The organism is Porticoccaceae bacterium LTM1 (genome assembly GCA_030252795.1).
Taxonomy (GTDB): domain Bacteria; phylum Pseudomonadota; class Gammaproteobacteria; order Pseudomonadales; family Porticoccaceae; genus SCSIO-12696.
Map to the genome: position 1 here is coordinate 1,615,767 of CP127080.1, position 18,681 is coordinate 1,634,447.

Annotated in this window: 14 protein-coding genes and 2 tRNA genes; 1 reads left to right on the forward strand and 15 read right to left on the reverse strand. The window is 50.7% G+C overall.

Features of this window, described 5'->3' with window-relative positions:
• Positions 1-82 precede the first annotated feature (82 nt).
• The 7 genes from truA to leuC form a co-directional block, all read right to left on the reverse strand.
• Positions 83-979, reverse strand: a complete 897-nt coding sequence (gene truA / locus QP938_07015) for a tRNA pseudouridine(38-40) synthase TruA (GenBank protein ID WIO73066.1) — start codon at positions 977-979, stop codon at positions 83-85.
• Positions 980-2,923: a FimV/HubP family polar landmark protein gene (locus tag QP938_07020; GenBank protein ID WIO73067.1), complete on the reverse strand. Its 1,944-nt coding sequence runs from the start codon at positions 2,921-2,923 to the stop codon at positions 980-982.
• A 136-nt stretch (positions 2,924-3,059) separates the two neighbouring features.
• Positions 3,060-4,091 (reverse strand): aspartate-semialdehyde dehydrogenase, encoded by a 1,032-nt coding sequence (locus tag QP938_07025; protein ID WIO73068.1) that lies wholly within the window; start codon positions 4,089-4,091, stop codon positions 3,060-3,062.
• Between the two features lies 1 nt (position 4,092).
• Complete coding sequence (asd, locus tag QP938_07030; GenBank protein ID WIO73069.1) at positions 4,093-5,196, reverse strand: aspartate-semialdehyde dehydrogenase; 1,104 nt, start codon at positions 5,194-5,196, stop codon at positions 4,093-4,095.
• A gap of 201 nt (positions 5,197-5,397) precedes the next feature.
• Positions 5,398-6,480 (reverse strand): 3-isopropylmalate dehydrogenase, encoded by a 1,083-nt coding sequence (gene leuB / locus QP938_07035; GenBank protein ID WIO73070.1) that lies wholly within the window; start codon positions 6,478-6,480, stop codon positions 5,398-5,400.
• Between the two features lie 106 nt (positions 6,481-6,586).
• Complete coding sequence (gene leuD, locus QP938_07040) at positions 6,587-7,234, reverse strand: 3-isopropylmalate dehydratase small subunit (protein WIO73071.1); 648 nt, start codon at positions 7,232-7,234, stop codon at positions 6,587-6,589.
• A 3-nt stretch (positions 7,235-7,237) separates the two neighbouring features.
• Positions 7,238-8,665 carry a 3-isopropylmalate dehydratase large subunit gene (gene leuC / locus QP938_07045; GenBank protein ID WIO73072.1) on the reverse strand — a complete coding sequence of 476 codons (1,428 nt, stop codon included), beginning with the start codon at positions 8,663-8,665 and terminating at the stop codon, positions 7,238-7,240.
• A gap of 119 nt (positions 8,666-8,784) precedes the next feature.
• On the opposite strand from leuC, the gene QP938_07050 reads away from it, so the two are divergent.
• Positions 8,785-9,651 carry a LysR family transcriptional regulator gene (locus tag QP938_07050; GenBank protein WIO73073.1) on the forward strand — a complete coding sequence of 289 codons (867 nt, stop codon included), beginning with the start codon at positions 8,785-8,787 and terminating at the stop codon, positions 9,649-9,651.
• 221 nt (positions 9,652-9,872) lie between these two features.
• Here the strand turns inward: QP938_07050 and QP938_07055 are convergent, their stop codons facing one another.
• The 8 genes from QP938_07055 to QP938_07090 form a co-directional block, all read right to left on the reverse strand.
• Entirely contained in the window at positions 9,873-11,657 is a 1,785-nt protein-coding gene (locus QP938_07055; GenBank protein WIO73074.1) for an acyl-CoA dehydrogenase, read from the reverse strand.
• Positions 11,658-11,725: 68 nt separating this feature from the next.
• Positions 11,726-12,394, reverse strand: coding sequence for a tRNA (guanosine(18)-2'-O)-methyltransferase TrmH (gene trmH, locus QP938_07060; GenBank protein ID WIO73075.1), 669 nt, complete (start codon positions 12,392-12,394; stop codon positions 11,726-11,728).
• A gap of 276 nt (positions 12,395-12,670) precedes the next feature.
• Positions 12,671-14,830 (reverse strand): EAL domain-containing protein, encoded by a 2,160-nt coding sequence (locus tag QP938_07065; GenBank protein ID WIO73076.1) that lies wholly within the window; start codon positions 14,828-14,830, stop codon positions 12,671-12,673.
• A gap of 456 nt (positions 14,831-15,286) precedes the next feature.
• Positions 15,287-15,373, reverse strand: a tRNA-Leu gene (locus QP938_07070).
• 23 nt (positions 15,374-15,396) lie between these two features.
• Positions 15,397-15,470: transfer RNA gene (locus QP938_07075), tRNA-Cys, on the reverse strand.
• Between the two features lie 100 nt (positions 15,471-15,570).
• Positions 15,571-16,134: a CDP-diacylglycerol--glycerol-3-phosphate 3-phosphatidyltransferase gene (pgsA, locus tag QP938_07080; GenBank protein ID WIO73077.1), complete on the reverse strand. Its 564-nt coding sequence runs from the start codon at positions 16,132-16,134 to the stop codon at positions 15,571-15,573.
• Between the two features lie 37 nt (positions 16,135-16,171).
• The gene (gene uvrC / locus QP938_07085; protein ID WIO73078.1) at positions 16,172-17,995 is read right to left on the reverse strand and encodes an excinuclease ABC subunit UvrC; all 1,824 of its coding nucleotides are present in this window, start codon (positions 17,993-17,995) and stop codon (positions 16,172-16,174) included.
• Positions 17,995-18,645 carry a response regulator gene (locus QP938_07090; GenBank protein WIO73079.1) on the reverse strand — a complete coding sequence of 217 codons (651 nt, stop codon included), beginning with the start codon at positions 18,643-18,645 and terminating at the stop codon, positions 17,995-17,997. The genes uvrC and QP938_07090 overlap by 1 nt, the downstream gene beginning before the upstream one ends.
• Between the last annotated feature and the right edge of the window lie 36 nt (positions 18,646-18,681).

Genomic DNA, 18,681 nt, shown 5'->3' on the forward strand with positions numbered 1-18,681 from the left:
GCAATAAAGCGAGGAATTCTAACAAAAACAATAATCTGCGACCAGTAAAACCCACCCTACCAGCAGTGGCTCTATTCACAGTTCAGGGGAACAACCGCTCCTTGCACGGCGGGTGTTTCAGGGGATCAGGCACAAAGTGCGGTCCAGGAGATAGATCAGGCAACTCAAAAGGCTCCGGATAATCAACACTCACAAGATACAGGCCATTAGGTGGCGCTGTTATATCAGCCTGATTGCGATCACGAGCAGACATTAATTGTGCCATCCAATCCGGCTCTCGCTCACCTGAACCAACAGCCATCAACGAACCGGCTATATTCCGGCACATATGGAGGAGAAAGGCATTTGCTCGCAACTCAATGATTACAAGACTACCCTGCCGCCAGACTTCTACATAATGCATATCTCGATTAGGGCTATTGGACTGGCAACCAGCGGCGCGAAAAGACGAAAAGTCGTGCTCACCAACCAGATGCTTTGCAGCTTTCTGCATTGATAAAACATCCAGGGGGCGCCTCTCCCAGGTCAGTCCAGAGTGACCCAGTGCAGGCCTGTAAGGCCCGTTGTAGATAACATAACGGTATGTGCGGGCTGCAGCACTGAATCGAGCGTGAAACTCTTTAGGCATCTCGCCTGCCCAATGCAACCTTATACCTTTCGGCAAGTTGGCATTAGCCCCCATTATCCAGTTGTGAGGAGCGCGTACAGCCAATGTATCAAAATGAATGATCTGGTTAGTGCCATGCACTGCAGTATCTGTTCGACCCGCACAGGCAACCGTGATTGGCTCAGCGGCCACTTTTGAAAGTGCCCGCTCAACTTCAGCCTGAACGCTTGGGCTGTGGCTCTGTCTTTGCCAGCCACAAAAGAGACTGCCGTCGTATTCAACGACGGCAGCTATTCGGTGCATGCCTTCTGGCATCGGGTCATCAGCGCGCATTCGGCAATTGCGCTGATAGACCCAGGGCAGATCTGACATTTAGCTCAATGACTCCAGCATTCCCTTCGCTCTTTCCTGCTGTTCCTGTGAGCCATCCTCTATTACTTCCTCGAGAATCTCGCGAGCACCGTCGGCGTCACCCATATCCAGATACGCCTGAGCCAGGTCCAGCTTAGTGGAGATTTCATCCCCCTCATCCAGAAGGTCAAAATCATCGTCCGATACTGAGCCAGCGCCTGAGTCCAAATCAAAGCTAACTTCATCCAGCTCCTCGGCACTCAGATCACTTTCTGCGGCTGGATCTTTCTCGTCTTCCAGGTCAGACACATCAATTTCGTTAAGGTCGAGATTAAGGTCAAAATCCAGCTTACTCTCGTGCTCCTCTTCTGTTTCATCCTGCACTTCCGACTCGGTAGTGAGCCACTGCTGATCTTCATTCAACAGCATTTCATCAGCCGACTCAGCAGCCTCACTCTCAAACTCAGCAGTTAATGGCTGCTCAGCTTGCTCGAAATCTTCTTGCTCACCTTGTTTGTCGGGGTCAACAAACAGATCATCATCCTCGGAAAGATCGATATCATCCAGGGCAACCACTTCCTCTTCGTAATCTTCTTCTGGCAGCTCAGGCTCAATAATCACAGGTTCTACCGGCTGATCGAAGTCAATGGAATTATCTTCATAAGCAGGTTTTTTGCGACGCCCTACCAGGAACAACAGCAAGGTAACCAACAGCGCACCACCTGCAATCAGGTAGTATTTAAATTCCTCAAAAAAGCTGGTGCCAACCTGTTTTTCTGTCGGCGCTGAAGTTACTTTAGCGACAGACTCCGAAGTTACCTCTTCTGCTGCTGGCTCAACGTCAGAAGATGGTTCAGCAGATTGAGCAGCCATCTGCTGCACATCGCTCATTGTTGAATCTTTTACTTCGATCATGCGCTGCATCGTTGCGATGCGCTCTTCAAGCTTGGCAACGCGATCACGCTCTTCGGCAAGCTCCCTATCCCGCAGTGCCAACTCCTCCTCGGCGATAGCCAACTCATTCTCAAGCCGCTCTTCTTCTGCTGCGTTTGAGCCACCCTCGACACCTTCAAGGTCCAGGGCAGTGGCACTGCTATTTCCAGTCACCTCGGGTTGTGCAGCACTCAGCTTGAGTCGACCAGCTGGCTCAGCTTCGACGGAAGACTGGGAAGTGACCTCCTCTACAGCGTCAATCAGAGCGCCATCAGAGCTTTGTTCGCTACCGGAAAGGCTGGCCACCTCAAGAATCGCTTCGCGTGCGGAGACCTCGCCCATCTGGTGCCCTTGAGGCAAACGCAGTACAGCCCCTCTTTTGAGGCGGTCTATGTCGCCATTGATAAACGCCTGAGGGTTTAACTTGTGGATTGCAAGCATGCTCTGCTGTACAGAAACATTATCTGTTTTGGCTCGACTAGCTATTCGCCAGAGGGTATCACCACTCTCAACGGTATACTCACCATCACCAGCAATTACTGGCTTTGATGGCTGCGCCACCGGGGTCCGAGTAGATGAGACAGTAGAGCTTGCAGCTGGAGCATTAACCACTTTGGGCTTGGATTGCTCTTCCGCAAAGACAGGCAGGTCTACCAGCAGCGTGTACTCACGCAGCAATCGACCAGATGGCCACTGCAACTCAACCAGAAAATCGAGATAAGGCTCGCGGACGGGCTTTTGGGATTTGACGCGAATCATCGGCCTACTGTCAGTGAGGTCGACAGTAAATTTAAGATCCGTCAGAAAGAACTCACGCGCCACACCAGTGCGGGCGAAGTCTTCATTACTCGCCAGAGCAACCAGCATTTCAACGTCAGAGAGATCCCCGACATTCAGCAGCTCAATCTCGGCATCGAGTGGTTCATTGAGCGCAGAATTCAGAGTGATATCACCGAGTCCTACAGACAGTGCTGCCTGAGAAAAGAGCAGAGACAGTGCCGCACCAATTTGAGCCTTCTTCCGCAAAGCCATATCCATTAATCCCGTTTGCGTTGTTATATCTTTATAATATAGCTATTCGACACGTATATGACCGGTCAGATTGCATCCCACATTAAAAACAATCATACGAAAACATGGGATGCAATGCCAAGCTATGCAGAAATCATTATAGATAGCTTTCTATCAGCAATTCTGCGATCTGTACACTATTTAGGGCAGCTCCCTTACGAAGGTTGTCAGCAACTACCCACAAGTTGATGCCATTTGGGTGAGAAATATCCTCGCGAATACGGCCCACATACACCGCATCCTTGCCGGCCCCCTCACCTACCGGGGTCGGATAACCGCCGTCGACATGCTCATCCAGCAACTCAACGCCCGGTGCATCAATCATCAGGGCGCGAACCTCATCAACAGTGATAGGCACACGTGTTTCCACATGTATTGCCTCTGAATGGCCATAAAACACCGGCACTCGCACACAGGTTGGATTCACACGAATGGTGTCATCGCCGAAAATTTTCTGGGTTTCCCAGACCATTTTCATCTCTTCGCGGGTATAACCATTATCCTGGAAGGCATCAATCTGCGGCAGAACATTAAAGGCAATCTGCTTCGGGTAAGCCTTCTCTTCCGCCGGCAAACCGTTCAGCAGCTTGGCCGTCTGGCCAGCCAGCTCGTTAATCCCCTTGCGGCCACTTCCAGAAACCGACTGATAGGTACAGACATTGATGCGATCAATACCCACCTCGTCGTGAATCGGCTTCAGAGCTACCAGCATCTGAATGGTAGAGCAATTGGGGTTGGCAATGATATTTCGAGCACTGTATCCCGCCAGCGCATCCGGATTGACCTCCGGCACCACCAGCGGCACATCGGGGTCATAGCGAAATTCAGAGGTGTTATCGATAACCACGCAGCCGGCAGCAGCGGCTTCCGGCGCGTATTGGGCAGACACAGAACCGCCAGCTGAAAACAGCGCAATCTGGACTCTGGAAAAATCAAACTCCGCCAGATTTTGCACTTCAACTGAGCGGTTCTTGAAGGTAACCATCTCGCCGGCCGAGCGCTCACTGGCAAGCGGATAGAGCTCACCAACAGGAAAATCACGCTCAGCCAAGATATTCAGGATGGCCTCACCGACGGCGCCAGTGGCACCAACTACAGCAATATCGTATGTCTGCCTAAATTCGGTCATTTCAGGATTCCAGCAAAATTCTCAACATGCGGCGCAGCGGTTCGGCGGCACCCCACAACAATTGGTCACCTACGGTAAACGCAGACAGGTATTCACCGCCCATGTGCATTTTGCGCAGTCGACCTACCGGTACATGCAAGTGTCCGGTCACAGCAGTTGGAGTCAGGTCGCGCAGGCTGTCCTCGCGGTGATTGGGAACAACCTTCGCCCAATCGTTGGCTTCAGCCAGCATGGATTCAACCTCGTCCATAGGGACATCTTTGGTCAGTTTGACGGTAAGCGCCTGGCTGTGACAACGCATCGCACCGATACGAACACAAACGCCATCCACCGGGATCACTTTGTCAGTGCGCAGGATCTTGTTGGTCTCAACCTGGGCTTTCCACTCCTCTTTGGATTGGCCGCTTTCCAGCTCAACATCAATCCATGGCAGCAAGCTTCCTGCCAGTGGCGCACCAAAGTTGTCGGTCGGAAACGCTTCGCTGCGCATGGTGGCAGCCACTTTGCGATCAATTTCAAGAATCGCAGAGGCCGGGTCAGCCAGCTCGGTAGCAACATCATCACGAATCATACCCATCTGGCTGATCAGCTCTCGCATGTTGCGGGCACCGGCACCGGACGCCGCCTGGTAGGTCATGGCACTGACCCACTCCACCAGGTTGTTTTTGAATAGGCCACCCATCGCCATCAGCATCAGGCTGACAGTGCAGTTACCACCGACAAAGTTCTTAACGCCGTTGGCAATGCCGTCCTTGATCACATTCAGGTTAACCGGATCCAGTACGATAAGTGCGCTGTCATCCATACGCAGTGCAGAAGCGGCATCAATCCAGTAGCCATTCCAACCTGACTCGCGCAGTTTCGGGTAGATTTCCTTGGTATAGTCGCCGCCCTGACAGGTGACAATAATGTCCATTTTCGTCAATTCGGAAATATCTGTGGCGTCTTTAAGTGTTGCATTTGCCTCAGCCGGACCTTCCTGACCCACCTGTGAGGTGGTGAAGAAGATCGGGTTGATATCGGCAAAATCATTTTCAGCACGCATACGCTCCATCAAAACGGAGCCAACCATGCCACGCCAACCTATAAATCCAACTTGTTTCATTAGTCTGCCTCGAGTGTCATTACTTGTGGTGACTTTAACTTGGAGTATGGCCTGTCCAAAGCACTTACCCCAAAAGAAAAGGGACGGAAGTGTACACTATCCGCCCCTGTCTTTTCCGCTTTGAGCGGATAAAAATCGTCAAACCGACAAAATTGAAATCAAATCAATTAAATTTCAATCTTTAGTTATCAATTTGACCAATTAGGCTGAGAGCAGCGCTTCTACAACAGCATCCCCCATTTCAGCTGTGCTTACTTTCACGTCCCCTTCCGTATGGATATCCGGAGTACGCTTGCCTTGATCCAGAACCGCATTTACCGCTTGCTCAATGGCATCCGCAGCTTCAGTCATGTTCAGCGAGTAGCGCAACATCATTGCAGCCGACAGGATAGTCGCCAGCGGGTTGGCAATGCCTTGCCCGGCAATATCAGGTGCAGAGCCGTGGCAAGGCTCGTACATACCCTTACCGGAGGCATCCAAAGATGCTGAAGGCAGCATGCCGATGGAGCCGGTCAGCATAGCGGCCGCATCGGAGAGAATGTCACCAAACATATTGCCAGTAACCATTACATCAAACTGCTTGGGTGCGCGAACCAGCTGCATGGCAGCGTTGTCCACGTACATATGGCTCAGCTCGACATCGGGATAATCCTTGGCAACCTCTTCCATGATTTCGCGCCACAGAACGGTAGCTTCAAGCACGTTTGCCTTGTCCACCGAGCAAACACGACCGCCGCGCTTGCGTGCAGATTCAAATGCCACCACACCGATACGGCGAATTTCGGACTCACTGTATTTGTAGGTGTTGTAACCTTCGCGTTCGCCGTTTTCCAGCGTGCGGATTCCGCGAGGCTCACCGAAATAAATACCACCGGTCAGCTCGCGAACAATCAGGATATCCAGCCCCGAAACCACTTCTGGCTTAAGTGATGACGCAGAAGCCAGTTGCGGATAGAGAATTGCCGGGCGCAGGTTACCAAACAGGCCTAGCTGTGAACGGATTGCCAGTAGCCCCTTTTCTGGGCGAATGGCACGATCCAGCTTATCCCACTTCGGGCCGCCAACGGCGCCCAACAAGATAGCGTCAGCTGCCTTCGCTTTGGCGGCGGTATCATCCGGGTAAGGAACGCCATGCTCATCGATAGCTGCACCACCCAGCAGGCCGTGTTCGAAATTCAGGCCAAGATTAAATTTCTGGTCCGCTGCACGGAGAACGCGCTCGGCTTCGGTGACAATTTCCGGGCCAATGCCATCGCCGGGAAGAATCAATACGTTGTTAGTCATCGTGTGTCTCAATATTTTCAATGATCTTTAATCAGTCATTCCCGTGGAAAAGGGAATTCACTTGCATCCAAAATGTGGATCCCCGCCTGCGCGGGGATGACGGAGATTATTTAATTGCGCCAAACAACCAGGGGCATTGCTGCTGCCAGTTGGTTTCAAAGGCTTTGATATCTTCCGCGTCCTGCAGGGTCAGGCCGATATCATCCAGGCCATTCAGTAAGCAGTGCTTGCGGAAAGCGTCCACTTCAAATGGAATATCTTCACCGCCCGGGCGCTTGATCAACTGGTTTTCCAGATCAATTGTCAGCTCGTAACCTTCACTGGCTTCAACTGCCTTGAACAGCTGGTCAACAATTTCAGCATCCAGCACGATCGGTAACAGACCGTTTTTAAAGCTGTTGTTAAAGAAAATATCGGCATAGCTCGGTGCGATAATGCAACGAAATCCGTAATCCACCAGCGCCCAAGGTGCGTGCTCACGACTGGAACCGCAACCAAAGTTTTCCCGCGCCAACAAAATAGAGGCACCTTTGTAACGGGGTTTGTTCAGGGCAAAATTTTCATTTACGGGACGGTTGGAACAGTCCTGCCCAGGATAACCTTCATCCAGATAGCGCAACTCATCAAACAGGTTGACACCAAAACCGGTACGCTTGATCGATTTCAGGAATTGCTTGGGGATAATCATGTCGGTATCGACGTTGGCGCGATCCATAGGCGCTGCAATACCGGTGTGTACAGTAAACTTTTCCACGGCTCAGGCCTCCATCATTGTGCGAACATCGGTAAAGTGGCCCGCTACTGCAGCGGCAGCAGCCATTGCCGGACTAACCAGGTGGGTTCTGCCACCAAATCCCTGACGGCCTTCGAAGTTGCGGTTGGAGGTAGAGGCACAGTGCTCGCCATTGCCAAGCTTGTCGGCATTCATGGCAAGACACATTGAGCAACCTGGCTCACGCCATTCCATGCCAGCTTCGATGAAGATCTTGTCCAGGCCTTCCGCTTCAGCCATTGCCTTTACGGACTGTGAACCGGGAACAACCAATACTTGTTTAACGCTGCCTGCAACCTTGCGACCTTTCGCAACAGCGGCAGCTTCACGCAAATCTTCAATGCGCGAGTTGGTGCAGGAACCGATAAATACACGATCTACCGGAATGCTGGAGATATCCTGACCGGCAGTCAATCCCATATATTCCAGAGCACGAGCAATACCTTCACGTTTTACCGGGTCAGTGGCATCTTCCGGACTTGGCACTTTCGCGTCCACAGGCAGAACCATTTCTGGAGAAGTACCCCATGAAACCTGTGGAATAATTTCAGAGCCGTTCAATTCAACAACAATATCGAACTCGGCATCGTCGTCGCTGTGCAGGGTATTCCAGTACTCAACCGCGCGATCCCAGTCCTCGCCTTTAGGCGCATATGGGCGGCCTTTTACATACTCGATGGTAGTGCCATCCACCGCCACCATACCGGCCCGGGCACCGGCCTCGATAGCCATGTTACAAACAGTCAGGCGACCTTCCATAGACATATCACGGAATACCTGACCGCCAAATTCGATGGCGCAGCCGTTGCCACCCGCAGTACCGATTTTGCCGATAATGGCCAGTACCACGTCTTTTGGCGTAACACCTGCACCGAGCTTGCCGTCAACTTTGATCAGCATGTTCTTCATTTTGCGCTGGATCAGGCACTGGGTTGCCAGCACGTGCTCAACTTCAGAAGTACCAATACCATGTGCCAGAGCACCCAAGGCACCATGAGTTGAAGTGTGAGAGTCACCGCACACAACCGTCATACCCGGCAGTGTTGCGCCCTGCTCAGGGCCAACTACGTGAACAATGCCCTGACCGGGATCATTGATACCGTGCTCGACAATACCGAATTCGTGACAGTTCTCATCCAGGGTTTTAACCTGGATTCGGGAAGTCTCATCTTCAATACCATCCACACCGGCAGAGCGCTCAGCAGAGGTCGTCGGAACATTGTGGTCAGGAGTAGCCAGGTTGGCGTCAATGCGCCACGGCTTGCGACCAGCAATGCGCAGGCCTTCAAAGGCTTGCGGGGAAGTCACTTCATGCAGAAGCTGACGGTCGATATAGATCAGCGCCGTGCCGTCTTCGCGCTGTTTGACAAGGTGGGCGTCCCACAGCTTGTCATAGAGAGTTTTACCTGCCACGTTGAATACTCCCGAATAGTCGTGGTTATCGAAATTTAATGGCAGTCTAGCTCGACATTTGAATAAAATAAATTCATTCTATTTATCCAAATGATTCCAATTAGGAATACGAGCAACTTATGGACACATTACTACTGGAAGCCTTTGTCACGGTAGCCGAGACCAGTTCTTTCTCCACTACTGCTGAACAACTGCACCTCACCCAATCTGCAGTCAGCAAGCGCATTGCCCTTTTGGAACAACAGCTGGACTGCCGACTCTTTGACCGCATCGCTCGCACAGTATCCCTGACAGAAAGTGGCAAGGAATTACTGCCAAGAGCACGGCATATCCTTCGCGAACTGGACGCTACTCGCCAGGCAATCGCCGACCTGAGCGGCTCGGTTGCTGGCACCCTGAAACTTGCCATCAGCCACCATATTGGCTTGAGACGACTCCCGCCAGTACTCAAGACATTCACTCAGCAATACCCGAAAGTCCATCTGGATGTGGCATTTATGGACTCTGAACAGGCATATGACAGTGTTCTGCACGGACATGATGAATTGGCCCTGATAACACTTACATCAACACCACACAGCAAAATTGTCTCAGTTCCCGTCTGGAATGATCCGCTGTCTTTTGTATGTGCGCCAGACCACCCTCTAACAAGCGAGCCGCCATTACTGCAAAATCTGGAGAAATTCCCAGCGATACTTCCAGAGCTGAACACCTATACCGGCCAAATCGTCAGTGAGTTATTTGAGAATCAAAAATTAACCCTGAATGTCGCCATGACCACTAATTATCTGGAGACCATCAAAGGGATGGTATCCAGTGGTATGGGCTGGAGTGTTTTGCCGGACACCATGATTGATCAAAGTATCTCCGCCATGGCAATAAGCAAACACAGTTTGGAACGACAGCTTGGCTATATTCATCACCGCGACAAGACACTGTCTAACGCTGCTAATGCATTTATTCAGCTGTTACACAGTAAGGACTGATCTGAAGATCATAGCTCTCTCACAAATCTGAGAGACATGGATTGGGTATTGCTTGGTGTGACCGTGGCCAGCGAGCCCCCAGAGAGGGGTCTATGGCGTGTCACAGCAAGCAATGCCTAATTCATGTCTGGCTCCACACCTGAAAACACTCAAGCTACTTCTACCAACAACTCCAGAGTAGCTACAGGTGATTTTGTCGAGCGTAGTGACCGTAAAATAAGTTAAAACTGATCTTCAGGCAAAGCCATAATTGAATCGTGGCCAGCGGTAATCGCCTGCATATAGCTGGTTGTTCTCGGCATTAAGTGTTCGGCATAAAACTGCGCAGTAATTATCTTGTTGCGACAGAATTCAGCGTTGCCCTCACCTTTTTCAAGTTGGCGATGCGCCGCCAATGCACTTTTTGCCAGTAGCGCTCCAGCCGCAGTTGTACCCAGCAACATCAGCAGGTTATAGGCAACTGCATTTGGGAAACTCCAGTCACCCATTACATGAGTAAAAATATGTCGAATGGCTTTATCCGCCGAATAAAGCCCCTGCCCCAACCCACGATGAATTGACGCCATCGGTTTGCCTGCTTTTTCCAGCTCACCAAGTAGCACATGAAATTCACCCGCCAATTCCTGCAGCGCTTCACCCTGATCCCTGAGCAATTTACGACCAATCAGGTCCATAGCCTGAATACCATTCGTGCCTTCATAAATCGGCAGGATTCGTGCGTCCCGAAAATGCTGTGCAGCACCGGTTTCCTCGATATAGCCCATGCCCCCATGGATTTGCACACCCAGAGACGTCACTTCTTGAGCCATCTCGGTACACCACCCCTTCACCAGGGGTGTCAGCAGGTCGACTCGACGATCATGACGTTTGGCAACAGTTACATCTGGCTCATAAAGCGAGAAATCTTCATGAGCAATGGCTTCATAAGCCAACGCACGGCCAGCCTCAATCTGACTGCGCATTAGCATCAACATACGGCGAATATCCGGGTGCTTGATAATTGGTGCACGTCCTTCAACGCCGGTTACCGATCCTTGCACCCGAGTGCGCGCATATTCACAAGCTTGCTGGTAAGCGCGCTCGCCAATGGCCACACCTTGTAAGCCTACCGACAAGCGTGCGTGATTCATCATCGCAAACATATAGCGCAGGCCGGCATTTTCCTCGCCAACCAGATATCCAAGAGCTCCGCCCTCTTCCCCATAGCTGAGAACACAAGTCGGGCTGCCGTGAATGCCCAGTTTGTGCTCAACGGAAATCGGGCGAACATCATTTCGCTCGCCGATATTGCCGTCAGCGTCATGTAAAAATTTGGGAACAATAAACAGTGAAATACCTTTCACCCCTTCTGGCGCATCCGGTGTGCGAGCCAGGACCAGGTGAATGATATTGTCGGTAAAATCGTGATCGCCCCAGGTAATAAAAATCTTCTGGCCGCTGATACGATAGTGATCGCCCTCAGGAATTGCTTTTGTTCGAACTGCAGCCAGATCACTACCGGCCTGGGGCTCGGTCAGATTCATGGTGCCCGCCCACTCACCGGAAATCAGCTTGGGCAGATAGAGATTTTTTTGATCCTGATTGCCATAACGCTCTAACGCAGTGATAACACCTTTACCGAGCAATGGACACAGACTGAAAGCAAGATTAGCGCTCTGGCACATTTCATCGAGTGCAAAGGAAATCAAATGCGGCATGCCCTGCCCACCAAATTCCGGATTTCCCGCCAGACTTGGCCAGCCAGCTTCAACCAGAGCGTGATAAGCTTTTTTTAATTCTTCCGGGGCTTTTACCTGACCATCGACAACGGAAGTTCCTTCACGATCACCAATTTGATTTGTTGGCGCTACAACTTCAGAAAAAAATCGTGCCCCCTCTTCCATGATTGCATTTACCAGGTCCGGGCTCACTTCTTCGTAACCCGGTAATTTGGCAATTTGCTCAAGTCCCAAAACCTGATCAAACAAAAACTGCATATCGCCCAGAGGCGCCCTGTAGTCGGTCATAACGTCTCCTTTCGTAGCTTATTTTTGATTGTAAACAGTTTACCGGGGCATGCGACAGGGTTTTGTGACTAAACAGTTTTCAATACTTCAGGATCGATAAGATCGCCATTTTCATTTAACTCAGGATATTCCAACCCCTTGGCTTTGCAATAATCTGCAATCACCGGGTGGCACCACTCAAACAGCAGCTTATCGTAGGTTTTTTTATCCAACCGCGGCTCTTTATAGAGGCCCGCAACCTGACGTTGGCGCTGCGCTTCCGACAAAATAATTGCACAAGCCACACTTACGTTAAACGAGGTAACCATTCCCAGCATCGGCACAATAATTTCTCCGTCCACCTTTTCCAGCGAACTGTCACTGACTCCATCCCGCTCGGCACCAAACAACACTGCGGTCGGCTTGCAGTAATCAATATCCCGAAAATCCACCGCGCGTTCAGAGAAATGCGCAGCCACTACCTGGTAACCCTGCTTCTGCAGCTGCTCTATAGGTTGCTCGACATTTTGATAAATATTGGCCTGCACCCATTTTTGACTGCCCATGGCAGTACCGGTATGTGGCTTGTAGGTATTGCCACTGTACACGGCGTGTACTTCCGGTATACCCACTGCATCACAAGTGCGCACAATGGCAGATAAATTCTGGCCCTTGTGGACATCATCGGTGATAACGGTGAGATCGGGTTGACGGTGATTTAATACAGATACGATTTTCTGAAAACGCTCGGGAGTCACTTATTACCTCAAATATAAGGGCTGTTAATAATCCTTTGATCATTGCTGCTGGAGTTCATTTTCAGCTGTAACCAGGCAGAAGGAGAGTCGTGTAGTCATTCTACACAAGCGACTGATAAAGCCGCTAGAGCGAAAAATGAACCCAGCCCTTCGGGTTGCCCCTGAAAAAGCATCATGCCGTGTTATTCGTCGCTTATTTGGAACGCCATACTCCTCATGCCTTGCATGACGCCTTTTCAGGGGCAACAGCAACGATCAAAGGATTGTTAACAGCCCCTAATGTTTTCTGACCTGCCTTGTAAAACTTTCAGCGGTCATGGGTTTGCCGTACAGGAAGCCTTGGGCATATTTGCCACCAAGTGATTGTACATATTCTTCCTGAACTGTGCGCTCAATCCCCTCAGCGACTACAGTCAACCCGAAAGCATCACCAATACCATATACTGCCCGCAACATGGCATCGTGATAACGCCCTCCACGCACATCCCTGAGCAAATTCTGATCAACCTTGATGATACTGACCGGCAATGACTTGAGATAGCTGTATGGCGCATTGCCGGCACCAAAGCTGTCAATTGACAGAGTAACTCCGAGCTCTGCAAGTCCCTGCATGATTTTCTGGCTAGCTCCAAGATCGGACAAAATGACTTTTTCCTGAACTTCCAGCACCAACATATTTGCAGGTATTCCTGTTGACTCCAGTGCCTGCTTAACTCGTTTTGGAAATTCCGGCGAGCGAAACTCTGTGCTTGATACATTCACCGAAATCCACCCTCGATAAACATCCTGCTGCTGCCAGTCCTTGATCTTTTCGCAAGCTGACATTATTGACCAAGCACCCAGATCATGAATAAAACCACTTCTCTCTGCATGAGGAATAAAGTGCTTGGGTAACACAATTCCCCGGTGGTGATGATCCCAACGGATCAATGCTTCACACCCAACAACCTGTGTTGTCTCTATATTCACTAATGGCTGAAAAACCAAGGCAAGCTGGCTGCGCTCCAGCGCCTTGAACAGATCATTGCTATCAAACAACTCTGACTGTGCAGATGCAGTATCCTTTGGAGTCAGATAGTAATATCCATTGCGCCCCTCGGATTTCGCTTTGTACATCGCATCATCAGCACCTTTCATCAGGCTCAGCAGGTCCGTACCATCATCTGGAAAAACCCCGACTCCTACACTGGCCGAAATTCTTAAATCTTCTTCCTGAACTAGAAATGGGCGATCAAAAACAGTTAAAACCTTTTCTGCAATCTGCCTGACTTCATTGGGGTTGCCGACACTCTCTACGATAATGGTAAATTCATCGCCAGCTAACCTTGATACTGTATCCGTCTCACGCACAACACTTTTCAACCGGGAAGCCACCCCCTTCAGCAATTCGTCACCTGCAGCATGTCCCATGGAGTCATTAATCTGTTTAAAGTCATCCAGATCAATAAAGTAGAGGCCAACCCGGTCACTTTCACGCTTGGCCCGTTTTACCGCCTGATCCAGACGATCAAGGAACAACCTGCGATTGGGCAAACCCGTCAGGGAGTCATGATTGGCAAGATACTGAAGTTTTTCCTGGGATCGTTTGTAGTTGGTGATGTCAGTGAAAAATGCCAGGTAATTACTCACCTCACCACTTTGCTTGGTAACAACCTTTATCGTCATATGCGCCGAATAGATTTCACCGCTTTTACGCTTATTCCAGACATCCCCCTCCCAAACCCCTTTATGCTTCAGGTCCTTCCAAAGCTTTCTGGCAAACCCTATACCTTGGTGTCCATATTGAGGAATACCCAGCCTGGTACCAAGCACATCCACATCCTGAAATCCTGTAATCTCGGTAAACGCCCTGTTGCAGGATTGAATGACTCGACGATGATCCGCCACCACGATTGCATCGGCCGTATTGGCAAAAATTTTCCAAAGCAAATGTAAGCGCTCTTGCAGTTGACGCTCGCGTGACAAGTCTATGGAAATACAGTGAACACCTTTGACTCGTCCTACTGAGTCAAAAAAAGGCTGAAAGTGATGACGAAAAAAATGACCTCGCAATGGCAGATAGCAAAGCCGCTTCTCACCCAAGAGTGCTCGATTCAGTTCCTCCAGCCATTCCGTCGACCCCTCAAATAACACCTGGGCGGACTTGCCAACCAAGGTCAATTCGCTCATGCCGATAGACTCCAGTGCCCGCCCGGAACACTGGGTCAAGTCACCACCACTGCTCACCGACATCATCAGCAATGGCGCGGTATTGAGAGTGTCGTGTTCGGAGTCAAAGAGTATTTGATGATACCGGTAGTTTGACTGCCAAATTAGGACCACAACCAACCATAGGAACGCAAGAGATCCAGCCACCAACATATTGGCGGTAACCGAATTGATAACCTGGGCCAGGCCAACCCCAGCTGCAACAAACACCAGGGTGACAACAGCCATAGACAGGATGTGGCGCTTTATAAGTTATCCTCCACCACCGTTACCGTGAATCCGTTCAAACTCAAAGTGGCAATTGGCCATACATAAGGTTGAGTATATGAAGGATTTTGAAACTTTCGTTGCAGATTCACTGCATCTGGAGCGAACGGTATGGAAATGGGGACGAGTGAGAGGTAATTCTTTATAAATCAAAGGGGTAAGATGGAAGAGATCTTCACCGGTTGAATTATCGAGGCTGTTTAATTGCCCTCAACTTAACATCGTATTCAGCCAAATTATTCTAAGCCAACCAGGCTACAGGATTGGCTTATCAGATTAACTGACAATAAATAACAGTACCTACTGCAGGGCTTTCAAAGTAAAAAATTGTAATAGGTAACTCTGAGCAACTTTATGAATAAACCAGATGCTGATTTTTCATAACTTGTGAAGACAAATAAGAGAGTTTATATAAGGTGGTGCCCGGAGCCGGACTTGAACCGGCACGACCGTGAGGTCGGGAGATTTTAAGTCTCCTGTGTCTACCAATTTCACCATCCGGGCGATGGACACATGATGTGTAGAAGTGGAGGCGCGGGCCGGAATCGAACCGGCATCGGCGGATTTGCAATCCGCAGCATAACCATTTTGCTACCGCGCCTGTGTTCTGTGTCGACTGTGGTCGGCGTCACAGGAATCCAGCTTTGCGTTTCCTTGCTGGAGGTCGGCTATTCTATGGATTCCGGCCAGAGAATCAACCATTAAATTGTCTTTGATTTCACCAATTCGATCCATGCAGCCTTCAAATACACAAACATTGACCACAAAGTGAGCAATGCGGAGGCATAAAGCAGTGCCAGACCGATATTGTGATACAGCGGATAGGTTACCGGATTGAATGCCAGCAGTACGCTGATCGCTATCATCTGCACTGCTGTTTTGAATTTACCGATACTGGATACCGCCACACTGGCGCGCTGTCCAAGCTCAGCCATCCACTCGCGCAGTGCGGAAATAACAATTTCACGACCTATGATTACCAGTGCTGGCAAGGCAAACCACGGAGTCGGGTTAGCTTCCAGTAACAGGATCAGTGCGGCAGCGACGCTCAGCTTGTCGGCCACAGGATCAAGAAACGCACCAAACGGCGTGGTTTGTCCCAAGCGGCGGGCAAGATAACCATCCAGCCAATCGGTAATAGACCCAAGCACAAAGATTCCCGCACACGCCATAAAGCGCCACTCCCAAGGCAGATAGAACACCAGCACAAAAATGGGAATCAGGGCGATACGCATCAGCGTAAGAATATTGGGTAAGGTCCACATAATTTTTTACTACTTTTATCCTTGAACGGCAGCCAAGTTAACCATTGTGCAAAGCACTGTAAATAGTTTCGGCCAGTTTTCTGCTAATTGTCGGCACTTTGGCTAAATCATGAACACTGGCCTGCTCGATTTCACGCAAACCGCCAAAGTATTTGAGCAGCTCGCGACGTCGCTTTGGCCCTACTCCTTCGATGGACTCCAGTGGCGAAGTTCGCCGCTTCTTGTCACGGCGCTGTTTGTGCCCGGTGATTGCAAAACGGTGGGATTCGTCCCGAATCTGCTGAATCAGATGCAAAACCGATTGCTCGGCGGTCAGCTCCTGCTCACCGTTGTCATGAGCAAGAAACAGGGTTTCCAGGCCGGGTTTACGGGTAACCCCTTTGGCTATACCGACTACGGCCACATCAATAACCCCCAGTTCGTCGAGGATTGATTTGGCCTTGCGAAGCTGCCCTTTACCACCATCGATAAACAGGATATCCGGCTGCTTGCCCTCCCCCTGCTGCAAGCGGGTATATCTTCGCTTGAGAGCCTGAGCCATAGCAGCATAGTCGTCACCGGCTGTCACCCCCTCAATATTGAAACGGCGGTAATCGGATTTGACCGGGCCACTGTGATCAAACACCACACAGGAGGCCACAGTGGCCTCACCACTGCTGTGGCTAATGTCAAAACACTCCAGGCGCTGGGGTGTTTCATCGAGGTCGAGCATTTCACCGAGCTTTTCAAAACGGCTGGCCAGCGATGCAAGCGCAGCTACTCGCCCCGCCAGGTTCTGTTCAGCGGTACGCTCCGCCACCTCTAACCAGTTGCTACGGGTACTTCGCACCGATGATTTGATGGCAATCTTGCGGCCAGCCTGTTCGGTTAACACCTGCTCCAGAAGCGGGCGCTCTTCGATATCGGCATTAAGAATAATTTCAGTTGGCAAATCAGCGGCGCCACGCCCACGAAGATAGAGCTGTGGAACGAAATCCGCCAATACTTCTGAGGCACTGTTGGCCAACGGAACTTTCGGATAATAGCTGCGACTGCCGAGGATCCTGCCCTGACGAACATAGAGCACATGTACGCAACATTTGCCGCCGGTCATCACTGCAGCTATCACATCACAACTGCTGGAGCCGGTCTCAATCACCTGCTGGGCCTGCACCTGGCGAAGTGAGGCTATCTGGTCACGAAGTTCGGCAGCACTCTCGAAGTTGAGTTTGGCAGCCGCCGCTTCCATCTGCTGCTCAAGGTCCTTCATCAACGGTTCGGCTTTACCCTCCAGAAACATTCTGCTGTGAGTAACGTCCTGCCGATAATCATCCTGGCTGATAAAGCCAACACATGGCGCTGTACAGCGCTTGATCTGGTACTGCAAACAGGGTCGCGAGCGATTGCGAAAGAAGCTGTCTTCACACTGGCGCACTTTGAAGGTTTTCTGCAAAAAATTAAGGGTTTCCCGTACCGCATTCACGCTGGGAAACGGGCCAAAATAGCTGCCGTTGCGTTTTTTCAGGCCGCGGTAAAATGCCAGTCGTGGATACTGGTCCCTGTCCGACAAAAAGATATAGGGATAGGATTTGTCGTCCCGCAGCAAAATATTAAATGGTGGCCGACACTGTTTAATCAAGTTCTGCTCAAGAATCAGCGCTTCGGACTCAGTGTTGGTAATGGTGACTTCAACTTGGGCGATGCGGCTAACCAGCGCCTGGGTTTTGGGAGACAACCCGGTAGCGCGAAAATAGCTCCCTACCCGCTTGCGCAGATTTTTGGCTTTACCCACATACAACACCTCACCCTGTTCATTCAGCATCTGGTAGATGCCCGGTCGCTGGGTGAGCTGTTTCAGGAATGCTTTGGGGTCAAAACTCATCAGAGGGTTTCAGTGGGATCAACCAGTCCGTATTTTACCGCTGCCAGGGTCAACTCAACATCGTTGGTAACACCAAGCTTTTCGTAGATGCGGTATTTGTGAGTATTGATGGTTTTTGGGCTGATCATTAAAATTGCCGCCACCTCATTTGCGCGGTGACCACTGGTGATCATTTGGCAGATCTGCAGTTCACGCTCGGAAAGCTGGGTTAACGGGGACTCATCGACGGGCCCGGACAGGCGGCCCACAGCCATTTGTTGGGCAATATCGGGGCTGACGTAACGCTGGCCTGACAGCACCATTTTAAGGGCAGTTTTCACCTCTTCGGCATCGGCACTCTTGGTGATATAGCCCTTGGCGCCAACCCTGAGCAGTTTGGATGGGTACAGGTCATCATTAAATGCACTGAGTCCGATGACAATGGTTTCCGGTCGCATGGTCAGGATTCTCGATGTGGCTTCCAGCCCCCCCATGCCCGGCATACGAATATCCATAAATACCACATCCGGCTGGTGCTCCCGAACCAGTTCGATGGCTTCTTCGCCGCTAGCCCCTTCTGCCACAACATTGGTGCCACAAACATCGCCCAGCAGTCTTCGAATTCCGGCTCTCACCAGATCGTGGTCGTCAATTAATACGATTCTTGTCATTATTGCCCCCAATATCACATGGCAATAGCCTAGCAC